The organism is Mucilaginibacter sp. (genome assembly GCF_039921305.1).
GTDB lineage: Bacteria > Bacteroidota > Bacteroidia > Sphingobacteriales > Sphingobacteriaceae > Mucilaginibacter.
In genome coordinates, this window is record NZ_JBDSCA010000043.1 from 64773 (window position 1) to 88824 (window position 24052).

The following is a 24052-nucleotide window of genomic DNA, read 5'->3' on the forward strand; positions in this document are numbered from 1 at the left end:
ATGCAAGTCCAGACGGTACATAATGAAGTTTACCAACTGCTGGTCAGACATTGGAATACTGATCCATCGTTCCATTTTACATTTCGGCGGAGCAACCGGGAAGGTAAATTGGAACACGGCTACTGGTTCTACGGTAACGAAAGCTATCTGGCAGTTTCTTTTTGGACAGGGATGGATTGGAAGAATAAATCCCCCAATATTATTTTCGTCATAGAATTTCTTACCGGCGAGACCTATTTGGAGATAAACACCTCGGATTCTGATGAGAAGCGGCGGTTCATCAATACCTACCTGTTAAATGAACTTCAGTTGGAGGTCAGCGGCAAGCGCTTTCGCAAAAAATACGCCGGCCCTTATTTGTCTTCATTAGACACTTTTATCCGTACGGACAAAGCTGAGATCGATGAGATCATCACCCAATATGGTCCCACCTTTTTTAAAGACGACAAAACTAGCATCGGCTTCATTTCGGCGACCGAGTTTGAGGAACAAAAATCGAAGGTAGATAGTTACAGGGCTCAGCAGACCAACGCCTATATCGATAGTGAAGCACCCGCAACCATCAAACTCCAGAGCATCGAAATTACGGATTTCGGCCCGATCAAGCATTTGCAAATCACCGATATCCCTTTTTCCTCCCAATGGATATTTTTTACCGGGGAGAACGGTACCGGGAAGTCGTCGATATTAAGAGCGGTTGCAGCCGCGATCTGCGGTATTGATGTGGGTTCAAAGGGCATAGACAACGCGGCACCCAAAGTGAATCTGAAATTGTTTTTTGAAGACGGCGAGGTCACCTGGATCGTGCACCCGCCTGAAGGCTCTGTACAAAATTATCCGCTCACTTATGGATTCGCAGCTTACGGGCAATCCCGGTTACGCACCAATCATCTTAAGAACCGGCCACAATCGCCCTTACCGGATCCAAATTTCGATGATTTGACCGCCTCTTTATTTGATGACGAGACCTATTTGATCGATTTGCAGCACCAATTCGAACGTTGGCGCAGCGACCCGGCCGGCAAAGCGCTTTTCGATAAGCGCAAATATTTTATTACGGAGATCCTGACCGATATTTTGCCGAACCTGCATCGCATCGACTTTAGCCATCAGGTCAATGATCAGGCCGGCACCACCTATATCGAGCAGGATAACGACGGCCAGGAATTACCAAGTGTTACCTTTGATAAGCTGGCTTCGGGGCTTAAAAGCATGATCGCAATGATCGGCGATATCCTTGTCCGCCTCTATATGCAGCAGCCCGAGATCAGCGATCCCTCGGAATTCACTGGTATTGTGCTGATCGATGAGATCGATATCCATCTCCATCCCAAGCTGCAGAAGAATATCGTGATCCAATTGACCAGGACCTTTCCTAAGATCCAATTCATCGCATCAACGCATAGCCCTATTCCACTATTGGGGGCTCCCAAGAACAGTCAGCTGTTCAGGGTGGAGCGCATCCGCGATGAGGGGGTCAGGGTAACACGCCTTGACGAGCGTTTGCATTTAGGGGACCTGCTACCCAATACCATTTTGACCTCACCGATCTTCGGTCTTGATGACATCATTCCGGAAAGTCACGAGGACAAGAAATTGGTAAGAACTGAGACCACTTACTCCGAACTGGAATTCAATGATCAGGTCAAGTCCCGGATCGCTGCCTATCTCTCTGATGAAAAAGAACAGGAACTGATCCGTTTATTTAGACAGCGCGGCCAATGAGATATGTGATCAAGCGGGATGAAGACAAAACGGTACGGCTGGCCTCCGAAGCTACGCTCGCGGCTTTAACGCTTATTGTAAATACGCGTAACTTAACGCTGATCTCAGATGCCGTCTACCGGGAGACTTATAACACCCCCGACGGCCGGCGCTCCCGCGTAGAGGATCAGCTGTCGATAGCCTATCAATATAAATGCGCTTATTGCGAACGGCTTACCAAAGCGGATATCGAACATTACCGGCCTAAAAAGGGCATATCCGAAGAAGCGGGCCATCTGGGGTATTATTGGTTATGCTACGAATGGAGTAACCTGATACCTTCCTGTATCACCTGTAACCGCGATGGCGCTAAACACAATCAATTTCCCATTCTTGGGCCAAGGGTAGCAGGGCCCAGTTTTTTAACGGATGGTCAGCTGGACCTGGCGCTTTGCAGGGCACATACCGCGCCGCTGCTGGATGAAATGCCTTACCTGCTTCATCCGGAGATCGACCATCCAGAGGATTTTTTTGAGTTTGTCCTGGACCCCAACGGCGAAGGGATCAGGATCACCGGCATTGACGGGCAACTAAGAGGTCAGCGCACCATAGAGATCTGTTTACTGAACCGCCTGGAATTGCGTCTGGATCGCGCGGAATCCGTGATCAGTAATTTTAAAGACGGCATTCATGGCTTATTAGTACAACTCCAGGCTGGCGAGATCGATCAGCTGCAATTCAAAGCACAACTACTGCAATGCATCCACTTGTTGCATACACTCACCCTGCGGGAAGAAAAAACGCATACCTATCTGCGCAAGTATATCGTTCGGACGCCTCAAAATTTTCGGGACATTGTGATCCCCTATTTAGACCCCCAGGCAGCGGATATCGTATCGGAGGCTTTTTTGCTGTACCAGGAAAGAGGCGTTTTGGGTTAATTGCTAGATGATCTCCGGGTTAATAGCTTGTAAAAGATCAAAAAGTTCGCTGGCTACCCGGCTGGGGTCCTCATTGATCTCGCTGCCGGAAAAACGGATGACGCGGTAGCCATTCAATTGCAATTGCCGGTCCCTCGCCCGGTCGCTCACAAAGCTTTCTTTTGACGAATGCCAGGCAAAACCATCACATTCAATAATGATCTTGACGCTTTCATCGCCGGGTACCCATATCAGCAGGTCGCAGCGGATCGAACGGCCGTTCACCTTGATCCCAGGTAGCCCGGCCTGCATCATGGCATGAATGCCATGCCATTCAAAATTGGCGATCAGGTGCTGATGGATGCCGACCTCAGTCACATCCTCCGCGGTCATTTGTCCTTTTTCGACCTTTTCGTTTAAAGCAAGATTAAAGCGCGCTAATTCCTGATCACAGGTTGCTTCCCGGTAACTATCTATCCAGCGCATGATCCCCAGATGTTTTTCCCGGTAAGCAGCGATCGTCGCTTCGGCATTCTCTGAAGCGCCCCAGAAATGCAGACATGGGACCTGACTTCTAATGAACAGCAATTGCAGGGACGCAAAAAAGATCTTCTCTATTGGCGATCCACTATGCTGATAAATATGTTCGATATTCGATCTGACCACACCCGGAAGGAACAGTTGATAAAAACTGCCGTAACTCAGTTCGCCGCCGTCATCCGTGGACATCACTTCATCGATCGACCGTTTAAGGAAATATTCGGTGACATCGCTGCAGCCTTCAAATGTTTCTAATTGGCGGGTGAGGCTTCGAAGATCTGTTGGATAAGGTTTCATAGGATCAAATTTAAGAGCCGAATTCTTAAAAACCGATTTTTTTACACGTCTTTTTGTTTTGCAAAAATCATTAGCATCTTCGCTTTTCGGTCACGTTACCATTTTCAGGACCAAATTCTTTACCTGACCTATATCGACCCGGATCTCATGTGACAATTTTGACGACCATGCCTCTCCCGCCGAGTTAATAGCGTAAAAGGCGCTTTTGATAAAGCGAATACCAGAAAGAATGAATATTATTGTGTTAAAATATTATAATGACAGGGTTCGAAGCACATATGGATGGCAGTATAGAAACCGGTGAAGTATTCACCGAGTTTGATGAATTGCAATCGCTAACGGTGATGCTTCAAGATCAAGGCTTTGACCCTCAGTTACTCCTGACTGGCCGCGGCGGTTATTATCAATTTCATATTATTATGGAAGGGCATATCAGGATCCTACATGTCTACCTGAAGAAGATCACTTTTGGCGGAAGAGAAAATCGGCCTTATGAAAAAAAGGTTCAGTTCTCGGCGGCGCTCGACCGTATGGGATTCGATCTCCGCGATATGGAGAACGAACTTACGCTGCTTTTAGGTATTTATAAACCTGATCCAAGCGCCGCGGAACTACTGTGTGCCTGGAATATCGAGGAATGGGGCGCCAATATCGGGCGGGCTTTCAACTGCTATGTTGACGTGAGGGCACTGGCGAAAGCCTATGCCTCGGGTATTGTGCGTTACCGTACATCGATCGGACAAGTGGCTTATTGCTTCCGGGAAAGCTGGCTCCGTTTCTACCTGCAAAGTACCGCATTGACGGACAAAGGGCAGGGATTACCCGCTGAAATCCAGGGTGAAGCGCATCTTTACGATGCCAGCGGCGTCTTGCAGGAAGTGCCTAAATATGAACATCTGACCCCGTTGGTATTTGAAGCTTTAAAAGAATTAGGACAACTCAGTGTTGACGCCATGGAGTCCGTTATCGCGACGCGATTGAACCTATCGGAAGAAGCGCGTTCCTTACCGCATAATCAAAAAGAGGGTAACCGGACAGAACTTGGTTATCGGCTGGCCTGGGCAAGAAATTATTTGAAAAGGACTGGATTGATCGACAGTCCAAAACGTTCTATGTGGCGGCTGACTGATGAGGGTAAACGAAAATTCTCCATAGAACCCACAGAAGTGATACGTTTGATCAAATCTGCCTCAGAAGAAAATCAGCGGGACATCGAGGTCGATTATTTATACGAGATACAAACCGATAGCAACAATACCGACGTTGAATACGAAGATGTAGAAAGCGGCGACTATACCATCGAAAACCCTTTCGATCCCGGAAAAGTGGACATCAAGACGCGGACCATGTCGATGGACCTGATATTAAAACGATTGGACCGGGAAGAGATCGACATGAACACCAGCTTTCAGCGCAAGGCCAATTTGTGGGATCTGACCAAACAAAGCCGCCTGATCGAATCTATCCTGATCAGATTTCCTTTACCGGCCTTTTATTTCGATGGGTCTGATGACGACAACTGGCTGGTCGTCGACGGGTTGCAGCGGTTGAGCGCACTGAACGGCTTCGTGGTCAGGCAAACTTTCGCCCTGCAAAACCTGGAATTCCTTAATCAATTCAATGGCTTCCGTTTTACAGATCTTCCTGGCAACTTGCAAAGAAGGATCGAAGAGTTCGAGATCACGACCTATATCATTTCACCGGGGACGCCTAAGCAATTGAAGTTTATTGTCTTCAAAAGGATCAATACGGGCGGACTCATTCTGACTTCCCAGGAAATCAGGAACGCGTTGAACCAAGGTGTTCCTGCCGATTTTATCAAACGGCTGGCGGAACTTCGGTCCTTTAAAAAAGCGACCTCCTTCTCGATCAAAGATGACCGGATGCTGGACCGGGAATTTACCACCCGCTTTTTTTCATTTTATGTGCTGCCCCTGGATCGTTATAGATCAGACCTCGACTCGTTTTTGAACATGGGAATGGAGGTGATCTACTCCATGAGCAAAACAGACCTTGATGAAGTGATGGACCGGTTCGATAAAGCCATGCTGGCAGCTATTAAGATCTTTGGAGAAGATGCTTTTCGCAAACGCTACCGGATCCGCGACAAACGGAAGCCGATCAACAAGGCGCTATTTGAAGTTTGGTCGGTCGCGATCAGCCGCTTGAATGACGGGGCGATCGATTTGCTGGTGCGCAACAAGTTAAAACTCAAGGAGGCCTTTATTCACCTGTTGAATAACAGCGAAGAGTTCAATGCCGCGATCAGTTCCGGAACCGGGGATCGCAGAAAGGTAGTGAGACGCTTTACGGACATCCATCATATCATCGACCAGACCTTAGCTACCTACCATGATCAGTAAAATCAAGATACAAAACTTCAAATCGCTTAAAACTCTTGAACTGGACTGCAGCAACCTGAACCTGTTCACCGGGATGAACGGCATGGGTAAATCATCTGTCATCCAAAGTTTGTTAGTGTTGCGTCAGTCGCTCGACAAGGGGTATCTGCTCAAGAATGGGCTTACGCTTAAGGGGGACCTGGTCAATCTGGGCACCGGCAAGGATGTGCTTTTCCAGGATGCCGAAAAGGAAGAGACCTCGTTTGATCTAACCTTTTATGAAGGCGATCAGACGGTGAAGCACTCGTGGATCTTCAATTATCAGGGTTCGGACGGTACTAAGTATGCCGATTCGGATGTAATCCCATTCGCAGAAGATAGCGCCAGCCCGCCGCCGGAAGGCTTGCAGGAATTGCCTTTGTTCAATTCCAGTCTAAAATATCTTAACGCCGACCGGTGGGTAAAGAACCAATATGAGCGATCTGATTTCCAGGTACGGCAAGGCCGCAACGTGGGTAAACACGGTGAATTTACGGCACATTTCCTGGCACATTTCGGAACCGATAAGGAGGCTGAAGTACATCAGTCCTTATGGTACCCTGCTACCGATGTGCGAACGCTCGACTATCAAGTATCCGCCTGGATGGGCGAGATCAGTCCCGGATGTTACGTCCGGTCCGAAAAGATCCCCGGGATAGACGCGATCAAGCTGACCTATGAATATGAATCCGAAAGTGGGCGGTCTAACGAAGTGACACCAACCAATGCCGGATTTGGGATGACCTATGCGCTGCCAGTGATCGTTCAATTGCTCAGTGCCCAGCCTGGTGATATCGTGATCATTGAGAATCCGGAAGCACACGTGCATGCGCAGGGCCAGTCTGCTTTGGGAAAATTGATCGCCAGGACAGCCGGTATTGGCGTGCAGGTCTTCATCGAAACTCATAGCGACCATATCATTAACGGAGTAGGTGTCGCCGTTCATCAGGGCGCCCTGGATCACAAGTTGGCCAAAGTTTACTATTTCTATAAAAGACCTAAACAACTGGCAAGTTCGTCCCATATCGTTGAACTGGAGGTATCCGGCCAGCTGGATGACCGGCCATTGAAAAAAGAACACATCGACGGCTTTTTTGATCAGATCAACAAAGATCTCGATACCATACTTTTTACGCCTATTGAAAAAAAAGCGTAAGAAATGGAAGTGCTGTTTAATGAGAAATGCCTGGATGAGCAGGAGGATTTTCAGTTCATATTATCCTTTCTTAAAAATGCTGGCGTAGCCCTGGAAACCGCGGATATCCGCTTGAGCGGGGACGTTCCGGCCTTTAAGCGCTGGCTGGGTATTTGGGGAGAAGTCATGAGGACGCAGCAGTTGACCCGGTTTCATACGCTGCTGGAAGAGATGCCTTCGATTGATGTGAACGATGCGACACATTTTTACCATTATTATGACCAAAACGCGCTGTCGTTCGAGAATTTCCCCAATACGACCATCGCGGTTGCTGCCGATAAGACCTTGGAAGGTCAAAATATTTCCATCCTGAATCTGCCGGGCAGCAGGTTCTGTACCAGACCTCATATCCCTGTCCTCCGATCCGCCTTTGATGACAGCCTGGCCGATGAGTTGGCCATTATTCCCTCGGTGAGTGATACCTGGACGGCCATTGCAAAGCTATGGATCAATCGGGAGGCAAAAAAGTTGTTCGAAAAAAAGGAAGATCTCGACGCCTTTACTGCGAATTATTTCAAGTTCCAGCGCGGCTTCGACCTAGATGCCTGGACTCCAAAGGTCAGCGGCACCCCAATTCCCCGGTTAAACTCAACTTATGCCTTTCCGGCCAGTTCACAGCCGGAACTCCAGAAATATTTCGCGGGATGGGCAGAGCGTCCCAAGGGAGGTACCAATGAAAATATCACGAATTATCAAATCCGGGGCGGACTAGTTCTAAGACTAAACGGCTACGAGTTTAATGCGGAGCTTACACGCCACTATAAAAAATATGATATTTATGAAGGTGGTTATGACCGAACGAAATTACTGATCTCTGTGGATAATGAGAATGGTGCGTTCGAGGTCATTGATAATGATGGCACTCACCTTGGCGTTTATGGATATGACGGCCGGTACAAAGACCATTATGAAAAACAAAAAGATATTAACGATCATTCTTTACTAAAGCTTCCCAAACATATGCTTAAACTCCGGCGTTAACATCATGTTAGTGCGGAAATTAGGCTACGAAACGATTTTTGGGTACCATTCCAGCATTTCCTGATCTGGCTAGGTCTAACTCTCCCGCGAAAGCAAGATCGAACTAACTACATTAATCACTTTTAATAACCTTTTTTAATTTGACCACATAGTTGCATAATGAATAGCTTCCATTATGTCTTTTTTCCAACATGCAAAACGCCTATTTTTGAATAAATCACCTACCTATGAGCGTAACTTATTTCAAACCGCGCGAGCGTCTCGATTTCGCACCGGATACTTTGGACTTAGGCAACCCAGTAAGTTGGAACCGGTCACATTTTTTAAAACATTTTTTCAAACGGGTATTCGCTATCCCCGAGAATCTTATACAGGAGTTTTACCAGCGGCACTTGGCTTACTATTTATCGAATCACCCAGATGGTACAGACGAGATATTTTTTAAATATTTCTGGTCACTTATCGAAAGACAGCTAAATGTTTTATTGAAGAAGGATGTCTACGACAAGAACCATTTACGAAACGAGCGTCAAATAGCACGGCTGCAAAAATTTACAGAATTGCTAATTTCTATTGACCGCTGGAATTTTCATAAATCAAATGATGCAGTAATTGCGCAACAGGATTCTGAAATATTTGTACTTAGACAAGAGATTATTCAGCTGAAAGCCGACCTCAAGAAAGCGACTGCGCTGGAAACCGAAGGTTATATCAATATTCCAGACGGTTACCGTAATACCGTTTTAAACATCCATTTGCAAATGCAGGAACTCAAAACCCCTGAAGGGAAAGAACTGATGTTTTCCCAAACGCAAAGTGTCTGGACAAAGATGATCTGTAAGTATTTCCGTGAGGGAGATAAGGAGATCAACCACGAAACTATACGCCGTTATTTCCCCGGTGATAAGCGGGAACCAGGCGATAAACATGCCGATATTCCAGCCAAATCAAAGTTGTTTACCATCATTCCTGTAAAAAAGCGAAGCTGATATTGTGTTTTGCCAATCAATTAGCCGACTGTTTTGTCATCATGGCAGTAATTTGGCAATCAGTGCCTTATAAACAATTTTAACTTTCCTTAAACCACTCCATTTTAACCACGCAGATTTGCGTGGTCAAGAAATCTACCCAGTATAGCACACATTTGTACCAAAACAAATGCTATGCAGATTATTAACCAGGAAGCCCTTAGCCAATGCATCAGGGATGCAGTCAGGGCAGAACTACAGCAACACTTTAAAACAGGTGGCAGCCAGCTACCGGATTCAGAAAGACTTTTATCCAAGCAGGAGCTTGCCGCTGAACTCGGCGTGTCACTAGTAACGCTTACCGACTGGATGAAAAAAGGCTTACCGTATTTGCGCCTGCATAAACGGGTGTACTTCAAAAAAAGTGAAGTACTCAATGCCATGCAACAAACTATTAAAGATTAGAAGGAGGATGAAAGATGAATGTGGAACTAATCACCCGTGAGGATCTCCGGGAATTTAAAAACGAATTGCTCATTGAACTCAAACAGATCATGCAGCCAGGGCAAGGACAAACCAAGAAATGGCTAAAAAGCAGCGAGGTCAGGAAGATGTTGAATATATCACCCGGCACCTTACAGAACCTGCGCATCAATGGTACGCTTCGCTTTACCAGGATAGGCAGCATTATTTATTACAAGTTGGAAGACATTAACAAGATTTTGGAGGGTAACGGAAGATGATTGTCTCAAAAAAATTAGCAAGCTATAACGACTTGGTCAAACGCATGGGAACGGACAAAAGGCTATTGTCAACCCATGCAAGTTTGTTCACTTCATTGTTTATTTTTTGGCAGCGGGGTGGTTTTGCCAGTCCCTTTGCCATCACCCGTAAAACGGTGATGGCTTATGCCAAAATCGCATCCATTGCCACGTACCATAAGTGTATCAGGGAACTGGATGAGTATGGCTATATCCGTTACCAACCATCTTTTCATCCGGCAAAAGGTAGCCTTGTTTATTGGCCGGATTGGAATAAGCGTTAGCAAAACGGGTGTTGCAAATGACAATAGTACAGGCCCGATGCGAAGCATCGGGAAGCGAAACGGGCTAAGCCCGGAAGAAAAAAATGGGAACCAGTTACACAGTAACTGGTTGTAAAGAAAATTATCCGCCTGTAAGGAGCGAGTTAATGTTTTTGCTATACAAAAACCCGGATACACCCTAAAGGGATGATCCGGAACTCGCTCCCGTTGGTCGGTTTTTTAAGAATCAGGAAGGAACGAACACATGAAAGCAACTGTTGAAAATAACAATTTATTAAAAAGGCGGACACCGGGAAGGCCAAAGAAAACGATCCGGCGGAGTGATCTTTTGATGATACGGTTAACGCCGACGGAAAGGATACTGATTGAAGGCCGGGCGAAAAATGCAGGGCTGAAACCAAGTGAATGGTTTCGCAGGGCGGCTAAAAGCGCCAAGGTTTTTCCGCGCTTTACTGCCGAAGAAAGCGGCTGGTTCAGGATGCTGGCAGGCTTTGCTAACAACCTTAACCAGCTCACACACTTGGCGCATGTGGCAGGCCTATTTTCTCTGGCTTTAAAATGCCAGGCTATGCTGAGACAGATCGAAGAATTATTAACTAAGATCAGTAGCCATGATGGGTAAGCCAATTACGGGAAGAAGCTTCGGCGGCTGTATCCGCTACGTGGTGGATAAGCAACAAGCTAAGATACTGGCAGCCGAAGGCGTGCGGATGCAGAACGCCAGCACCCTAGCGCACGACTTTAACCTGCAACGGAAAATGAGGCCGGAGCTGGGTAAAGCAGTCGGCCACCTGGTACTGAGTTGGAGCAAGGAAGATTTAGCCAAACTGAGTGATGACATCATGGTAGAACGGGCTAAGGAGTACATGGAAAAAGTGGGTATCCGTAATACGCAATTTGTAGTGGTGCGACATAGCGACCGGGAACATCCGCACCTGCACCTGATTTATAACAGGGTGGATAATAATGGTAAGACGATTAGCGATAAAAACAACTTCGTTAAGAATGTCAAAGCCTGTAAGGAGATCACCTTGAAATATGGCTTCCATTTAGGCGAAGGTAAAGAACAGGTGAACCGCCAAGCCTTGAAAGGAAAAGAGAAGATCAGGTATGAACTCTATGACGCGATTAAGGCAGGTATGAAAACGGCAACCACCTGGAAAGGACTGGAAATTGAACTGGCTAAGCAGGGTATCAAGATCGCCTATAAATTCCGCAGTGGTACCAGCGAGGTACAAGGTGTTTCTTTTGAAAAGGGCGACATCAAGATGAAAGGTTCTGCTATTGACCGCAGTTTGAGCTATGCCAAAATAAATGCGGTTTTGGACCGGAACCAGCAGGTGAAATTATACCATGCCGCAATGAAAGCAAATGAACCATTTATAGCCAGCCAGTTACGTGATTCCATTCGGCAAAGCGTACAGGCTGAATATCGCCATAGTCCTGATGGTGTTAAAGGGTTGCTGCAAATTCTGTTGGAACCACAATTTGTGGCAGCGGCACCGGACCCGATGGGTGATGCCGATATAGCCCGCAGGAAACGGAAGAAACATGAAGCGGAACAGTCCCAATCACAGGGTATAAGCAGGTAGTAATTAACTAACTATTACATGAACTTTAAAATTAAAGGTTATGCAAAATGAAGAATTAGAAGAAAAGGTAACGATGATGGAAGAGTTGATACAGGACTTTGTTGCCAGGATGACCCTTGTAGAAACCGAAATGCCGGAGTTTCTAAAGACCTTTTTACAGCAGTACAAGGAAACATTGGACCGGATAGCCTCCCGAATTGAAACGGCTAATAAACGTTACGATGATGCGAAGATCCAGCAACAGATCGACGAGGTAAAAAAACTTGTGGCAACCGTGCCTAAAGTGATAGGGGTAAAAAACAGCCACCATTTCGGGGTTTGGTCAAAAAGCCTGATCATCGGGTTAGTAGTTTGCTTTGTGGTTACAGCCTTATCTGTTGGTACGGCCTTATACCTGAATCACCAAAATGACAGGCTAAACGATGACGCCTATAATTTTTGGCTGGTTAAGGCGCTGTATCCTGAAGTATCTAAAACTATCGAAAAAAAGTTAGCGGATGACCCGAAGAGCTTAAACGAACAGGCAGAAAAAGAAATGGAAAAACAAGAAGCAATTACGGCAGCTCAAGCCCAGGCAGAACAAGCGGATAAGGAACAGAAAGCGGCAAAAGATAACCTCGAAAAAGTGAAATCAGTGAAATGAGATTCCGATATTGATGTTATTATGGAGTAGTTTATTTTTTATTCAAACATTGGTACGCTCAGTACCAATGTTTGAATTTTTTGAACTGTCCGCTAATCCCGATAGGGTATAAAGCAAGTATAATAATACATTATAACCCTGATGGGGTATAATTTAGATACAAAAAGCCATTATAACCCCGATGGGGTATAATTAATAAAATTTACTTATATTTGTACCCGAAAGGGTATAAATATGTTATCAGATTATTTGAAGAAAAAAAGGAAATCGCTAAATCTTACACAGGAAGATCTGGCGTCAAAGGCAGGTGTTGGGCTTAGAGTTGTTCGTGAAATGGAACAGGGAAAACCAACGTTACGGATGGACAAAGTGAACCAGGTGTTGATGTTGTTTGGCGCAGAACTTGGGGTAATATTAAAAGTAAAAAACGATGAGTAGAAAAGGTTTGGTTTATTTTCAGGATAAGTTGGCTGGTGTACTTGCGGAAACAGATGATGGTTATGAATTTACTTACCAGGCAGATTACTTGGAGCATAAGAACGCAAAGCCTGTGAGCTTAACGCTTCCATTGTCAACCCAGAAATATGAAAGCAAAGTGTTGTTTGCTTTTTTCGATGGCTTAATACCGGAAGGTTGGCTGCTGGATCTGGCAACAACACACTGGAAGGTCAAAAGCAATGACCGGTTTGAATTATTACTATTAACATGTAGGGATGCGATCGGAGCTGTTACGGTTATTCCCGAAATAGATTAAGCTATGGCAAATTGTTGGTTTTGTTATCAGGATGCAGGTACGGCGTCTTATCATGAAAAATGTTCAAGGCGATTTTTTGGTACGGCTAAAGTACCTGAGCTGGAATTGAATAATAAACTCTTAAAAACGTTAGCTGAACAAACCATCAACGAGAGGATCGCTGTGACTGGAGTTCAGCCCAAACTTTCTGTGACCCTGGAAAAGACGAGGGAGCAGAACCGTCTGACTATAGTAGGGCTTTGGGGAGAATACATACTTAAACCGCAGCATCCTGATTTTCCGGAAATGCCGCAATCAGAAGATCTGACTATGCATTTGGCAACCTTGTTTAAAATGCCAACTTGTGATCATACTTTAATGGAAGCGTCAGATGGTAGTTTGGTTTATCTTGCCCGGCGGTTTGACCGGGTGAAGGGCCATAAAGTTCATATGGAAGATTTCTGCCAGCTTTCTGAATTTTTAACAGAAAATAAATACAAGGGATCTTATGAAAAGATCGGTAAGCTTATTTTTAAATACTGCACGCAAACTGGTTTTGATGCGCTGACTTATTTTGAACTGGTGTTATTTTCTTTTTTGACTGGGAACAATGATATGCACCTGAAAAACTTCTCCGTGCTATATGGGGACGAAGGAGTAAGTTTAAGTCCTGCCTATGACCTGCTCAATGTGAATTTGGTTAATCCACAGGACGATGAAGAACTGGCCTTGACAATAAACGGCAAGAAGAAAAGAATTAGATTAGCTGATTTTGATGTGTTGGCAAGAAGCATGAATATACCTGCAACCGCCGTCCGGAACACGTATAATAAATTTTCTTCTGGTAACAAGGAAGTTAGTGAGATGATTACGGCATCTTTTCTGAGTCCCCAAAAAAAGGAATTATACCAGGAAATTTGGAATAAAAAGCAACGGGTGTTTGATTGACAAGTCGCTCTTACATATTATAGGTTGTTTCTTCTGGTGAGGAAAAAAATAAAATCCTCATTCCCCGCACTCGCGAATATAGCCCACGCCGGAATCAAACGTCAAGGGTACACAAGCGGGCCGTTTTGTCCGCTTTCAGCGGATGGCCCGCCCTTGACATTTGATCCGGCTATGCGCTTTTGTTGCTTAAGCGTTGAATAAGGATCGGGCGTTCACAAGCGCTCAAACCGCACGCCCCTCACATTTCAAACTGGCAGTAGGTTTCTTATGTAATTCAAAGTGGCGGACTGATTTTATATTTTATATTTGAATAAGCTGTAAGGAACTAAATGCTGAACTTAAACAATTACCTGCATAAACTTACTCATCTGAAACGTGGGATTACAAAGTATGGCTTGGCACCACACAAACCTATTTTGCTAATCACCCTTCTTGAACTGATCACAAACGGACATCTTACGGAGAACAGGGTTTTTGTCGATACGGATCTCGTCGGTGTATTCCAGGAGAACTGGCGATTATTGGTTAATACTCTACATCAACCGGATTTCACGCAACCTTTCTTTTACTTGCAAAGTGAGAAGATAGGTGATAAACCCATTTGGCAGTTAATTGCCAAACCGGGTTGTCAGATTAACGCTCACATTAAAAGTGTGAATACACTGATACAGGTCTTGGAATACGGACATTTTGATCCTGAACTATTTCAATTGCTGGCTGAACCAATAGCCCGCCAGTCTTTGTTGTCGGCATTGCTCTATACCTGTTTTCCGGAGACGCAACAGGCGTATTTTAACAACAAGCAGTCAGGTGAGGGGTATTATCACGATTTACAGGGCTATGTATTGAATGAACCTGAGGCACAGTATAAAACGGTCAAGATTGAAACGGAAGAAGATGTATTTGTTCGCGGGGGACTATTTAAAAAGTTGATCCCTAAAGTTTATAACAATACTTGCTGCATTACCGGGATGAGATTGGAAAGTACATTTGGTCACAATTTTATTGATGCTTGCCATATTACCCCTTTTAGCATATCCCACGATGATAAGGTCAGTAATGGTTTAGCGCTCTGCCCTAACCTACATCGCGCTTTTGATCGCGGCTTAATCACCGTTGATTCTAATTATAATGTAATTACATCCAAACATATCAATGAGGACATTATACATACTTATAGTTTAAATCAATTAAGAGGGAAAAAGCTGATCCTGCCAACTGTCGAGCAATACCGACCTGCATTAGAAAATCTTGAATGGCATCGTAACCAAATATTTAAGGGCTGAGTTTTCTTTTTAAATTTCAACTACCGAGCAGAACTCGGTAGTTGATTTAAAGGGGCTTACCCAACTGCTAATTTCTCTCTTAGCAGTTGCATATCGGAACTGATCTTATGATCCATCACCTTAGCATAGATTTGAGTGGTCTTAATACTGGTATGCCCCATCATCTTCGCCACGCTTTCAATAGGTACGCCATTGTTTAGTGTTACTGTTGTCGCAAAGGTGTGCCGGGCAATGTGAAAGGTCAACGGTTTGTCTATGTTGCACAGGTCTGCGATCTCTTTAAGATAAGCGTTCATTTTTTGATTGCTCATTACAGGGAGTAAGGTATCTTTTACCACACATTGCGGATGATCTTCATAAATACGGATAATAGACAAAGCAGCGGGTAATACCGGTATTCTTGAAAGCGTATCTGTCTTTTGCCTGTGGGTATAAATCCATAAATCACCATCAACACCTTTCACCAACTCTGAGCGTTTCAACTTATGTACATCTACATAAGCGAGACCTGTGTAGCAACAGAATACAAACATATCTCTAACCGTGCTTAAACGGTCCACGCTAAATTTCTTTTTGCTTAGGCGTTCTAATTCTTCTTTCGTTAATACTTCTCTGTGTACCGCCTTTTGTTTGGGCTTATAATTCAAGTAAGGGTCTACTGTCAGCCAGCCGTTACCCAAGCAGATGCGTACGATCTTACCTAAGTTTTTGATGTACTTAATGGCGGAGTTGTTTCCACATTTGCGAACGCTCCGCAGGTAGTATTCAAAATCATTTAGAAATGCGAAGTTGATCTTGGTTACCGGTATATCTGAAATGTTGTATTGCCATTGCATAAAATCTTTGCAGTGCATAAGACAAGTTTCATAACGTTGCAGTGTGCTTTTTTCAAACTCCTGCCCGACAAGATTTTTCATTTTGCTATTGTGATCCTCAAAAATAGCTAGTAATGTGCGCTCCTTTTCTGCCTTTCCAACAAAACGATTCTTCACAGTTTCTGCGGTTATCAATTCATCCGAGTCCGACATCCTGCGTTGGAGTTCATAGATTTTATACTGCATATCTTCTAAATAAGCGTTCAGTGTCCGGGAGTCTGCTTTTGAGCCAATCGCCCTGCCAGTTACCGCGTCCCATCTTTCAGGGTGGCATTTTCTGCTGACGGCAATTTCCGTGCGCTGTCCATCTACGGTGATGCGTAAATAAATTGGCATCTCACCTGATTGATAATTTTTAGGCTTTCTCAGGGAAAAAAGCAAAGTGAGTGTAGTTCTCATAACTTTTGATTAATTAAAAGTGAAACAAAATTGATTAATTAATCACTTGGAATCAAGATGTTCAAGCACTGAACATGTTGTATATCAAATTATTATAAGAAAATTCGGGAGTTCAAAAGCAGACTTGTAAATGACTCCCGAATTACTCCCTTTTAGTATGCGAAAAGATGAATAATTTGGTATGCCTGAAAATGAAAAACCCCTTAAATGATGTCATTTAAGGGGTTTTTACTGTTTTTGATATTGAAAAAGCGGAATGGACGGGACTCGAACCCGCGACCTCCTGCGTGACAGGCAGGCATTCTAACCAGCTGAACTACCACTCCTCCCGTTTGGGACTGCAAATATAGGGTCTTAATTGCAATCCGCAAATAAAATTTCAAATAAGTTAGGCCATTGAGCCTTCTTGTAACTTTTCTGCGTTCTCTGCAAATTGCAAAGCTTCCATTATCTCTAATAAGTTACCGTTCATTACTTCGGGTAAGTTGTAGATTGTTAAGCCTATACGGTGCTCGGTAACCCTACCTTGCGGGTAGTTATAAGTGCGTATCTTGGCCGACCTGTCACCTGTAGATACCATCGTTTTTCTTTTCTTTGATATCACCTCCAGGTGCTTTTGCAACTCCATTTCGTAAATACGTGAGCGTAAAACGGCCAAAGCCTTGTCATAATTCTTTAATTGCGACTTTTGGTCCTGGCACTGCGCCACTATCCCGGTAGGTAAGTGTGTTAACCTTACAGCCGAATATGTGGTGTTCACCGATTGCCCACCCGGACCAGACGCGCAGAACAGATCCTTACGGATATCATTCACATGGATATCCACATCAAACTCATCTGCCTCCGGCAATACCACTACCGATGCGGCAGATGTATGTACACGTCCCTGTGTTTCGGTATCAGGCACACGTTGTACACGGTGCACGCCCGATTCAAACTTTAACGTACCGTAAGCATCCTCGGCCAATACGTTAAACACAATTTCCTTATAACCACCGGCTGTGCCTTCGGTACAGTCAACCAGTTCAGTTTTCCAGCCTTGTTTTTCGCAGAAGCGGATATAGGCCCGGTACAAATCACCGGCGAACAACGCAGCTTCATCACCGCCTGTACCGCCACGTATCTCAACTACAGCATTACGGCTGTCTTCAGGATCCTTAGGTATCAGCATCAGGCGAATCTCTTCTTCAAGCTCTACCTGCTGCTTAAGCAGTTCATCCAGTTCAGATTTGGCCATCTCACGAAACTCCGCATCCTTCTCAGTAGCTAAAATCTCTTTGTTGCCATCAATATTGCTCATCACATTGGCGTAAACGTTGTAGCGCTCCACAACCTTGGTGAGGTCTTTATATTCCTTGTTCATTTGCGCAAAACGCTTCATGTCCTTCATAATATCCGGACTGCTAAGCTCACGCTCAACATCTTGCCAGCGTTCTTTTATCGCTTCTAACTTGTCTAACATTTTATTATTTGAAAATCAATTTCCTGCGTTCCATCAGTTCCGATAGCCCCGCTTTACACTACAATCCCCAAAACACATGCCATTGCCGCTTTTCGTTGCAATCGGGTTTAGTTCACATAGTCCTGTGCTATTAAGCTACAAAAATAAGCACTTTTTGGCTAATATTTTCGGCGAATTATAACCGCACCTGCATTATTGACATGCTCATGAGAAGCACAAGCATAGCAACCCTATAAGCGCTCACCACTAAAATCAGCGAATAGCTTCTCTATCGTATCCTTATCCAATTTATCACCTCCCTGCACAAAACGATATTTAAAGCTAACCTGTTTGCCTTTAGCCAAACTATAGTTAAACTTCTCTTTCCCATTGGTAAAAATATCGGCGCCGAAAGGATTGGCCGACATTAAACCATTACTCCTTGCCAGCCAATATGCCGGGTAATTCACATTTTGAGGGCTATCCATCAGCACCATGGTAACTGGCTCGTTGTTTACTACGCCGGTTAGCTTCATCCATTTGGCCCGTTTGGCAAAAACCGCTTCACCTTCAACACCCTCGCTGCTGGTAAAATGTCCCGTAAGGGGGATAGAATCTGTTTTAGTGGTGTTGGCATCAGTAAGCATAGCATTCTCTAATGATGATACCTGCTGGCCCAGTTCGGTAGCGGCTCTAAAGCCGTATAAACCTTGTTTGCTATCCTTAAAGTCAACATTGGTTAAGGCTTTCAAAGTAATAAACCGATCTATAATACGCAGGTTATTCTCAACCTTAAACACAAATACCGAAGTTTCTTCCAGCACGGCCTTAGCGCCTGGGTTAAACCATTTACACACCATGGTAAAGCTGGCCTTACCTTCGCCATTGCTAATACCACTCACCTTTTGAACCCTGATGTAGCCATAAACATTATGAATGGTATCGGCATCGGGTTGGTTGTTCCAGTAATCGGCGCCGTTTACGTTACCATAAGTAAACCACAGGCCAAACTGGTGCGAGTAATCGGTACGGTCCATGTGTTTGGGCATCAGCGGCCAGCCACGGGTAACCATATTCTGCTTCGCGGTATATATAGGGAACAGCGAAGGCTTCTTCAAACTATCCGCGTAAAGCAACGAGGTAAATAGTTCGCCACCAATGGTAATGTCAACACGTTGTTTGGCTGTTACCTGGGTTATCTTAATATAATCGGGTTTAACTTTACCGGCTATAACCGGGCCATTGCTTATGAATAATAAGGCTACTATCCATACTAAACTTTTACACTGTATCACTCTTCTCAAAATATTTAAGTTCCAGCTTTTGCCCATCAAAAACTGCATAGCTAAAATAATTAACCCATTCGCCCAGGTTAATATAACGGCTATTATCGTCTAACTGTATATCAAGCGGCAAATGCCTGTGGCCAAATATCAGGTAATCATAATACTTAACCTTCAATTGCTCGCGGCTAAAAGCCACCAGCCATTCCTGTTCAACATCTTTACGTACCTGGTTATGTCCCTGTACTATCCGGCTATGTTGCGACCATTTATTGGCCACCCCTACACCCAAATTAGGATGGATCCGCTCAAACAACCATTGGCATAAACGGCTACGGAAAAACTTCTTCAACACCTTATACTTTGCATCACCGGGGCCTAAACCATCGCCATGGTGCAGGTAAAACTTTTTACCGTCGCGCTCAATCTCCAACTCGTTGCTAACCATGGTGGCATTCAGTTCCTTTTTAAAGTAATCAAACATCCACATATCGTGGTTCCCTTTAAACAGGTACAGCTTAATGCCGCTATCGCTCAATTCGGCCAATTTGCCAAACAGGCGCATATAGCCTTTAGGTACCACGGTAGTATACTCAAACCAGAAATCAAAGATATCGCCCATTAAAAAAACCTCAGCCGCGTCGGCCTTGATCATATCCAGCCAGCGAACGATCTTATCTTCGCGAACACGGCTCGATGCATAATCAGGTACCCCCAAATGAAAGTCGGAAGCGAAATACAGTTTATAACGGTCTGGCATTTTAATTATTAGGGGTCAAAAGTAGGAGTTTTTGACCGTTGATTGATAATGATTTTTACGATTTCGCTGATTTTTAGCTATGTTATGTTTAAAACAACCTGCTCATGGGTAAATACGGGTGTTTTAAAACTATCAGCTGCACTATTGCTTCGCTCCGAAAAAATGTGAGGGGGATTAAGGGGGAATTAATACTTATACATTCCCTTATTAATTCAACATATCAATCCCCGTCTGCCGACACGGGCAGGCTTCAATCATTGTAGAGGGGGATAAAGTAAGATATTTTCATACACATTTTACATCCTATCTAACACATCTTCCATAGCCTTGCGCCTTCATACAATATACGCAAAATCGTCCGCACCAGCAAAAATCATATCAAAATAATCAGGTAAATCATGCCAATCACAAAAACCAACGATTAAATTTGCGCTATGAATATTAAACCTTTGCCATACCCGCATTCAAAAAAAGGCGACACCATAGATACTTATTTCGGCACCGAGGTACCCGATCCTTACCGCTGGCTCGAAGATGATGAGGCCGATGATACCAAAGCCTGGGTAATTGAGCAGAACAATGTTACCCAAAACTATCTGGGCCAGATACCTTATCGCGAAAGCATCCGCCAACGTTTGGAAAACCTGTGGAACTACGAAAAATATAGCGCCCCTTTTAAAGAGGGCAATTACACCTATTTCTATAAGAATAACGGCCTGCAAAGCCAGTCGGTTTTATACCGGCAATCAGGCGGGGGCGAGCCGGAAGTTTTTCTTGACCCGAATACCTTTTCGACAGACGGCACCACTTCCCTTGGCGGGATTGATTTTAGTAAAGATGGCAGCCTTTGCGCTTACCAGCTATCGGCAGGCGGTTCAGATTGGCGCGATGTGGTGATCATGCATACCGAAAGCAAAACGCAGCTTGGCGATGTATTAAAGGATATCAAATTCAGTGGCATAGCATGGAAAGGGAACGAAGGTTTCTATTATAGCACCTATGATAAGCCCGATGCGGGTAGCCAGTTATCAGGTCTAACCCAATATCACAAACTGTATTTTCACAAACTGGATACACCACAACAGGATGATGTATTGATTTTTGGCGGAACAGAAACCCCGCGCCGTTACATAGGCGGTTACTTAACCGAAGATGAGCGTTACCTGGTGATCACAGCCGCTACATCAACCACAGGCAACGAATTATATTTACAGGATCTGAATACATCCGGCAGCCCGATCATTACACTGGTAAATAATTTTGATACCCAAAGCCATGTGATCGATAATATCGGCAGTAAGCTTTACATCTTCACCAACCTAAACGCGCCCAATTATAAAGTAGTTATCGCTGATGCGGATAAAGCCACTCCCGGTAACTGGACAGATCTGCTCCCCGAAACCGTAAATGTTTTAAGCGCTTCAACAGGTGGCGGCAAACTCTTCGCCGAATATTTAAAAGATGCCACATCCTTAGTTCAGCAATACAATATGGATGGGCAATTGGAACGCAGCATTGAATTGCCCGGCGTTGGAACAGCGAATGGTTTCGGTGCAAAAAAGGAAGAAAAGGAATTGTACTACGCTTTTACATCATACACCTATCCAACCACCATTTTTAAATACAATATTGAAAGCGGATCATCTGAACTTTATAAAAAATCGGGCGTTCAATTTGATCCTGAATTGTACGAATCAAAGCAAGTATTCTATAAATCGAAAGATGGCACCCGTGTACCCATGATCATCACCCACAAAAAGGGAATCGAGCTGAATGGCAAAAACCCAACCCTGCTTTACGCTTATGGGGGTTTTGGCATTAGCTTAACTCCGGCGTTCAGCCTGTCTAACATCATCTTGTTAGAGCAGGGCGGGATTTACGCTGTACCCAACATTCGCGGAGGTGGTGAGTATGGCGAAAACTGGCATATAGCCGGCACCAAACTCCAAAAGCAAAACGTATTTGATGATTTTATCGCTGCCGCGGAATACCTGATCGATAACAAATACACCTCGGCCAATCATCTCGCCATAGCTGGCGGCTCAAATGGCGGCTTACTGGTTGGCACCATCATCACTCAACGCCCCGATCTTTTTAAAGTAGCCCTACCCGCGGTAGGTGTTTTAGATATGCTGCGATATAACGAATTTACCGCCGGTGCAGGCTGGGCCTACGATTACGGCACCGCTCAGGATAGCGAAGAAATGTTCAAATACCTGTACAACTACTCGCCATACCACGCGCTAAAACCATCAGATTACCCGGCAACGATGGTAATCACCGCCGATCATGATGACCGTGTGGTACCCGCCCACTCCTTCAAATTTGCGGCACGGTTGCAGGAGTACCAAACTGGCGAAGCACCCGTATTAATTCGTATAGAAACCAAAGCAGGGCATGGCGCTGGCAAATCAACAGCGCAAAGCATTAGTGAGGCTGCTGATAAATGGGCGTTTGTGTTTGCCAATATGGGGGTGAGGTATTAAATAGTAGAAAAAGAAACAACAAAAGGTGCAAAGAGGCTTTGCCTCTTTGCACCTAAAAAAGCAAGCTGGCGCGAACGTGACTCATCAGGAATTTATACCTCAATGTCGTTACTACCAAACTTTTCAAAAGTCTGTTTAAGTCCCAATCCTTTTAAATCGGCAACAACATCTTTAATTGAATTATCAGACCAGCCTTTCTTACCAGGTTCCAAATCAAAAACAGATTGCTCATTGTGGTAAACAGTTAAAACATTGCCCTTTCTGGCCATTCTGCCATATCCTATAACGTTGTTTCTATAACTAAAGTCCAACCCGGATAATCCGTATTCATCTTTTGAACTACTTCTTAAAAAATTAGATCTGGCAATAATGAGCTTTTGATCGTTTATACTAACACTTCTTATTTTAGAAACCCGAAAACTAAACGCTAAATAGATCAAATCAAACCCGGCGAGATATATCATTCCATCTGATTTCAAACTACATAATACAATAAAATTAATAGCAAGCAATATAGCTATGCGTGCATAAACCCACGCTGTGGTATTGATGATATACGTTTTTGTTTGCACGGTTTAATTATATTATCTGTTTACACCTAAAAACCCAGCTGGCGCGAGCGTCCCGCCATAATTAGGCCTCTGGCCTTCTCCAGCTAAATCACCATATGCCCGCTCAATGCCGCCAGCACTCCAAAATAAAACAACATACACCCCGAACTCACAAAATTCATCATCATCGCGTTTTTATAATTGGCATTGGTGGTTGATTGCCCCACCTTATAAAACCACCAGTTAAAAAACACAAACACAGGTGCCGAGCACAGCAAAAAGAAGTAGAAATACTCGATCATATTATGCTGCTGCCAGTAGAAAAAAGACAGGATTATCCCCGTTCCAAACAAAGCTCCCGAGAAAATGAACGAGCCTTTATAACCCAATAAAATACTAATGGTAATATCGCCACGGCGGCTATCCTCGCCATGCTGATAAATCTGGGTCAGGGGGTATGACGCGCCGATCAGGCATGAGCATATGGCTCCCGCTATCAGCATATCGCTTGTCCAGCCATTAAATAAACTTGTATCGGTTAGGGCGGTATAGGTGGTCCAGTAAACAAAGCATCCCTGGAAAATGAATACCGTTAAAAAACTGATAATGGGATACTTCTTCAACCGTGTTTTGGGGTGACTGTACAGCTTTGACATCACACCATAAAGCAATACCGCGAAGGCAAATTGCCAGCTCACTAAAAATCCCAATAAAAACCCGGTCGCTTCAAGTAGTAATGAGAAGTAGTACAGGCTGATATCAACCACCGGCGGTTTATCCAACAAACCAATACTTTCTTCATCCTTATCAAAATAGCTGTTATAACCATTGCTCGCCGGGAAAGCCAACAAGTGCCAAATTAAGAATACAAGCAAGGCATTAATTGGATTAACCGCTACAGACTGGCTATAAGCAAACAAGTAAACAGGCATCAAAAACAGCGAAAACACAAAACGCAGGTGTGCAATGGCAGAACGGCTGGGGATGATGTTGTGTAAAAATTGCATGCGCTAATGTAACAATA

The 24052-nt window shown here is 44.4% G+C and carries 24 protein-coding genes and 1 tRNA gene; 17 read left to right on the top strand and 8 right to left on the bottom strand.

What is annotated here, in order from left to right; genetic code table 11:
- Positions 1 to 1725 (top strand): AAA family ATPase, encoded by a 1725-nt coding sequence (locus ABIN91_RS12565; protein ID WP_348051461.1) that lies wholly within the window; start codon positions 1 to 3, stop codon positions 1723 to 1725.
- A complete protein-coding gene (locus ABIN91_RS12570) occupies positions 1722 to 2645 on the top strand; it encodes a hypothetical protein (protein WP_348051462.1) in 924 nt (307 codons plus the stop codon). The genes ABIN91_RS12565 and ABIN91_RS12570 overlap by 4 nt, the downstream gene beginning before the upstream one ends.
- 3 nt (positions 2646 to 2648) lie before the next feature.
- On the opposite strand, the gene ABIN91_RS12575 is transcribed toward ABIN91_RS12570, so the two are convergent.
- Complete coding sequence (locus tag ABIN91_RS12575; RefSeq protein WP_348051463.1) at positions 2649 to 3461, bottom strand: DUF559 domain-containing protein; 813 nt, start codon at positions 3459 to 3461, stop codon at positions 2649 to 2651.
- Between the two features lie 257 nt (positions 3462 to 3718).
- Here ABIN91_RS12575 and ABIN91_RS12580 point away from each other — a divergent pair, with 257 nt between their 5' ends.
- The 14 genes from ABIN91_RS12580 to ABIN91_RS12645 all read left to right on the top strand — a co-directional run bounded on the left by ABIN91_RS12580 (position 3719) and on the right by ABIN91_RS12645 (position 15233).
- Positions 3719 to 5824: a DUF262 domain-containing protein gene (locus ABIN91_RS12580; RefSeq protein ID WP_348051464.1), complete on the top strand. Its 2106-nt coding sequence runs from the start codon at positions 3719 to 3721 to the stop codon at positions 5822 to 5824.
- Complete coding sequence (locus ABIN91_RS12585) at positions 5814 to 6998, top strand: DUF3696 domain-containing protein (protein ID WP_348051465.1); 1185 nt, start codon at positions 5814 to 5816, stop codon at positions 6996 to 6998. Before ABIN91_RS12580 ends, ABIN91_RS12585 begins: the two co-directional genes overlap by 11 nt.
- 3 nt (positions 6999 to 7001) lie before the next feature.
- Positions 7002 to 8018, top strand: a complete 1017-nt coding sequence (locus ABIN91_RS12590) for a hypothetical protein (protein WP_348051466.1) — start codon at positions 7002 to 7004, stop codon at positions 8016 to 8018.
- 227 nt (positions 8019 to 8245) lie between these two features.
- Positions 8246 to 9007 carry a hypothetical protein gene (locus ABIN91_RS12595; RefSeq protein ID WP_348051467.1) on the top strand — a complete coding sequence of 254 codons (762 nt, stop codon included), beginning with the start codon at positions 8246 to 8248 and terminating at the stop codon, positions 9005 to 9007.
- A gap of 174 nt (positions 9008 to 9181) precedes the next feature.
- The gene (locus ABIN91_RS12600) at positions 9182 to 9451 is read left to right on the top strand and encodes a helix-turn-helix domain-containing protein (RefSeq protein WP_348051468.1); all 270 of its coding nucleotides are present in this window, start codon (positions 9182 to 9184) and stop codon (positions 9449 to 9451) included.
- A gap of 14 nt (positions 9452 to 9465) precedes the next feature.
- Positions 9466 to 9729, top strand: coding sequence for a helix-turn-helix domain-containing protein (locus ABIN91_RS12605; protein WP_348051469.1), 264 nt, complete (start codon positions 9466 to 9468; stop codon positions 9727 to 9729).
- A 44-nt stretch (positions 9730 to 9773) separates the two neighbouring features.
- Positions 9774 to 10031, top strand: coding sequence for a hypothetical protein (locus tag ABIN91_RS12610; RefSeq protein WP_348051470.1), 258 nt, complete (start codon positions 9774 to 9776; stop codon positions 10029 to 10031).
- Between the two features lie 244 nt (positions 10032 to 10275).
- A complete protein-coding gene (gene mobC / locus ABIN91_RS12615; RefSeq protein ID WP_348051471.1) occupies positions 10276 to 10653 on the top strand; it encodes a plasmid mobilization relaxosome protein MobC in 378 nt (125 codons plus the stop codon).
- Complete coding sequence (locus tag ABIN91_RS12620; RefSeq protein WP_348051472.1) at positions 10643 to 11623, top strand: relaxase/mobilization nuclease domain-containing protein; 981 nt, start codon at positions 10643 to 10645, stop codon at positions 11621 to 11623. Before mobC ends, ABIN91_RS12620 begins: the two co-directional genes overlap by 11 nt.
- 40 nt (positions 11624 to 11663) lie before the next feature.
- Positions 11664 to 12266 carry a hypothetical protein gene (locus ABIN91_RS12625; RefSeq protein WP_348051473.1) on the top strand — a complete coding sequence of 201 codons (603 nt, stop codon included), beginning with the start codon at positions 11664 to 11666 and terminating at the stop codon, positions 12264 to 12266.
- 234 nt (positions 12267 to 12500) lie between these two features.
- Entirely contained in the window at positions 12501 to 12704 is a 204-nt protein-coding gene (locus tag ABIN91_RS12630) for a helix-turn-helix transcriptional regulator (RefSeq protein WP_348051474.1), read from the top strand.
- Complete coding sequence (locus tag ABIN91_RS12635; RefSeq protein WP_348051475.1) at positions 12697 to 13020, top strand: HipA N-terminal domain-containing protein; 324 nt, start codon at positions 12697 to 12699, stop codon at positions 13018 to 13020. Before ABIN91_RS12630 ends, ABIN91_RS12635 begins: the two co-directional genes overlap by 8 nt.
- Positions 13021 to 13023: 3 nt before the next feature.
- A complete protein-coding gene (locus ABIN91_RS12640; RefSeq protein ID WP_348051476.1) occupies positions 13024 to 13947 on the top strand; it encodes a HipA domain-containing protein in 924 nt (307 codons plus the stop codon).
- Positions 13948 to 14276: 329 nt separating this feature from the next.
- Positions 14277 to 15233, top strand: a complete 957-nt coding sequence (locus ABIN91_RS12645; RefSeq protein ID WP_348051477.1) for an HNH endonuclease — start codon at positions 14277 to 14279, stop codon at positions 15231 to 15233.
- A gap of 56 nt (positions 15234 to 15289) precedes the next feature.
- Here ABIN91_RS12645 and ABIN91_RS12650 read toward each other — a convergent pair whose 3' ends face one another.
- The 5 genes from ABIN91_RS12650 to ABIN91_RS12670 form a co-directional block, all read right to left on the bottom strand.
- On the bottom strand, positions 15290 to 16507 hold the full coding sequence (locus ABIN91_RS12650) for a site-specific integrase (RefSeq protein WP_348051478.1): 1218 nt from the start codon (positions 16505 to 16507) through the stop codon (positions 15290 to 15292).
- A gap of 252 nt (positions 16508 to 16759) precedes the next feature.
- Positions 16760 to 16833: transfer RNA gene (locus ABIN91_RS12655), tRNA-Asp, on the bottom strand.
- Positions 16834 to 16895: 62 nt separating this feature from the next.
- Positions 16896 to 17969, bottom strand: coding sequence for a peptide chain release factor 1 (gene prfA, locus ABIN91_RS12660; RefSeq protein ID WP_348051479.1), 1074 nt, complete (start codon positions 17967 to 17969; stop codon positions 16896 to 16898).
- 230 nt (positions 17970 to 18199) lie between these two features.
- A complete protein-coding gene (locus ABIN91_RS12665) occupies positions 18200 to 19243 on the bottom strand; it encodes a PmoA family protein (RefSeq protein ID WP_348051718.1) in 1044 nt (347 codons plus the stop codon).
- Complete coding sequence (locus ABIN91_RS12670) at positions 19230 to 19991, bottom strand: UDP-2,3-diacylglucosamine diphosphatase (protein ID WP_348051480.1); 762 nt, start codon at positions 19989 to 19991, stop codon at positions 19230 to 19232. The genes ABIN91_RS12665 and ABIN91_RS12670 overlap by 14 nt, the downstream gene beginning before the upstream one ends.
- A gap of 434 nt (positions 19992 to 20425) precedes the next feature.
- Between ABIN91_RS12670 and ABIN91_RS12675 the strand changes: the two genes are divergently transcribed.
- Positions 20426 to 22477, top strand: a complete 2052-nt coding sequence (locus tag ABIN91_RS12675) for a prolyl oligopeptidase family serine peptidase (RefSeq protein WP_348051481.1) — start codon at positions 20426 to 20428, stop codon at positions 22475 to 22477.
- Between the two features lie 92 nt (positions 22478 to 22569).
- Here the strand turns inward: ABIN91_RS12675 and ABIN91_RS12680 are convergent, their stop codons facing one another.
- Entirely contained in the window at positions 22570 to 23049 is a 480-nt protein-coding gene (locus ABIN91_RS12680) for a hypothetical protein (RefSeq protein ID WP_348051482.1), read from the bottom strand.
- An 83-nt stretch (positions 23050 to 23132) separates the two neighbouring features.
- A complete protein-coding gene (locus ABIN91_RS12685; RefSeq protein ID WP_348051483.1) occupies positions 23133 to 24035 on the bottom strand; it encodes a UbiA family prenyltransferase in 903 nt (300 codons plus the stop codon).
- Positions 24036 to 24052 lie beyond the last annotated feature (17 nt).

What these genes read in the sequence shown, in the direction of transcription:
- ABIN91_RS12565 (WP_348051461.1), top strand. Translation starts at nt 1, where the DNA reads ATGCAAGTCCAGACGGTACATAATGAAGTTTACCAACTGCTGGTCAGA.
- ABIN91_RS12570 (WP_348051462.1), top strand. Translation starts at nt 1,722, where the DNA reads ATGAGATATGTGATCAAGCGGGATGAAGACAAAACGGTACGGCTGGCC.
- ABIN91_RS12575 (WP_348051463.1), bottom strand. Translation starts at nt 3,461, where the DNA reads ATGAAACCTTATCCAACAGATCTTCGAAGCCTCACCCGCCAATTAGAA.
- ABIN91_RS12580 (WP_348051464.1), top strand. Translation starts at nt 3,719, where the DNA reads ATGACAGGGTTCGAAGCACATATGGATGGCAGTATAGAAACCGGTGAA.
- ABIN91_RS12585 (WP_348051465.1), top strand. Translation starts at nt 5,814, where the DNA reads ATGATCAGTAAAATCAAGATACAAAACTTCAAATCGCTTAAAACTCTT.
- ABIN91_RS12590 (WP_348051466.1), top strand. Translation starts at nt 7,002, where the DNA reads ATGGAAGTGCTGTTTAATGAGAAATGCCTGGATGAGCAGGAGGATTTT.
- ABIN91_RS12595 (WP_348051467.1), top strand. Translation starts at nt 8,246, where the DNA reads ATGAGCGTAACTTATTTCAAACCGCGCGAGCGTCTCGATTTCGCACCG.
- ABIN91_RS12600 (WP_348051468.1), top strand. Translation starts at nt 9,182, where the DNA reads ATGCAGATTATTAACCAGGAAGCCCTTAGCCAATGCATCAGGGATGCA.
- ABIN91_RS12605 (WP_348051469.1), top strand. Translation starts at nt 9,466, where the DNA reads ATGAATGTGGAACTAATCACCCGTGAGGATCTCCGGGAATTTAAAAAC.
- ABIN91_RS12610 (WP_348051470.1), top strand. Translation starts at nt 9,774, where the DNA reads ATGGGAACGGACAAAAGGCTATTGTCAACCCATGCAAGTTTGTTCACT.
- mobC (WP_348051471.1), top strand. Translation starts at nt 10,276, where the DNA reads ATGAAAGCAACTGTTGAAAATAACAATTTATTAAAAAGGCGGACACCG.
- ABIN91_RS12620 (WP_348051472.1), top strand. Translation starts at nt 10,643, where the DNA reads ATGATGGGTAAGCCAATTACGGGAAGAAGCTTCGGCGGCTGTATCCGC.
- ABIN91_RS12625 (WP_348051473.1), top strand. Translation starts at nt 11,664, where the DNA reads ATGCAAAATGAAGAATTAGAAGAAAAGGTAACGATGATGGAAGAGTTG.
- ABIN91_RS12630 (WP_348051474.1), top strand. Translation starts at nt 12,501, where the DNA reads ATGTTATCAGATTATTTGAAGAAAAAAAGGAAATCGCTAAATCTTACA.
- ABIN91_RS12635 (WP_348051475.1), top strand. Translation starts at nt 12,697, where the DNA reads ATGAGTAGAAAAGGTTTGGTTTATTTTCAGGATAAGTTGGCTGGTGTA.
- ABIN91_RS12640 (WP_348051476.1), top strand. Translation starts at nt 13,024, where the DNA reads ATGGCAAATTGTTGGTTTTGTTATCAGGATGCAGGTACGGCGTCTTAT.
- ABIN91_RS12645 (WP_348051477.1), top strand. Translation starts at nt 14,277, where the DNA reads ATGCTGAACTTAAACAATTACCTGCATAAACTTACTCATCTGAAACGT.
- ABIN91_RS12650 (WP_348051478.1), bottom strand. Translation starts at nt 16,507, where the DNA reads ATGAGAACTACACTCACTTTGCTTTTTTCCCTGAGAAAGCCTAAAAAT.
- prfA (WP_348051479.1), bottom strand. Translation starts at nt 17,969, where the DNA reads ATGTTAGACAAGTTAGAAGCGATAAAAGAACGCTGGCAAGATGTTGAG.
- ABIN91_RS12670 (WP_348051480.1), bottom strand. Translation starts at nt 19,991, where the DNA reads ATGCCAGACCGTTATAAACTGTATTTCGCTTCCGACTTTCATTTGGGG.
- ABIN91_RS12675 (WP_348051481.1), top strand. Translation starts at nt 20,426, where the DNA reads ATGAATATTAAACCTTTGCCATACCCGCATTCAAAAAAAGGCGACACC.
- ABIN91_RS12685 (WP_348051483.1), bottom strand. Translation starts at nt 24,035, where the DNA reads ATGCAATTTTTACACAACATCATCCCCAGCCGTTCTGCCATTGCACAC.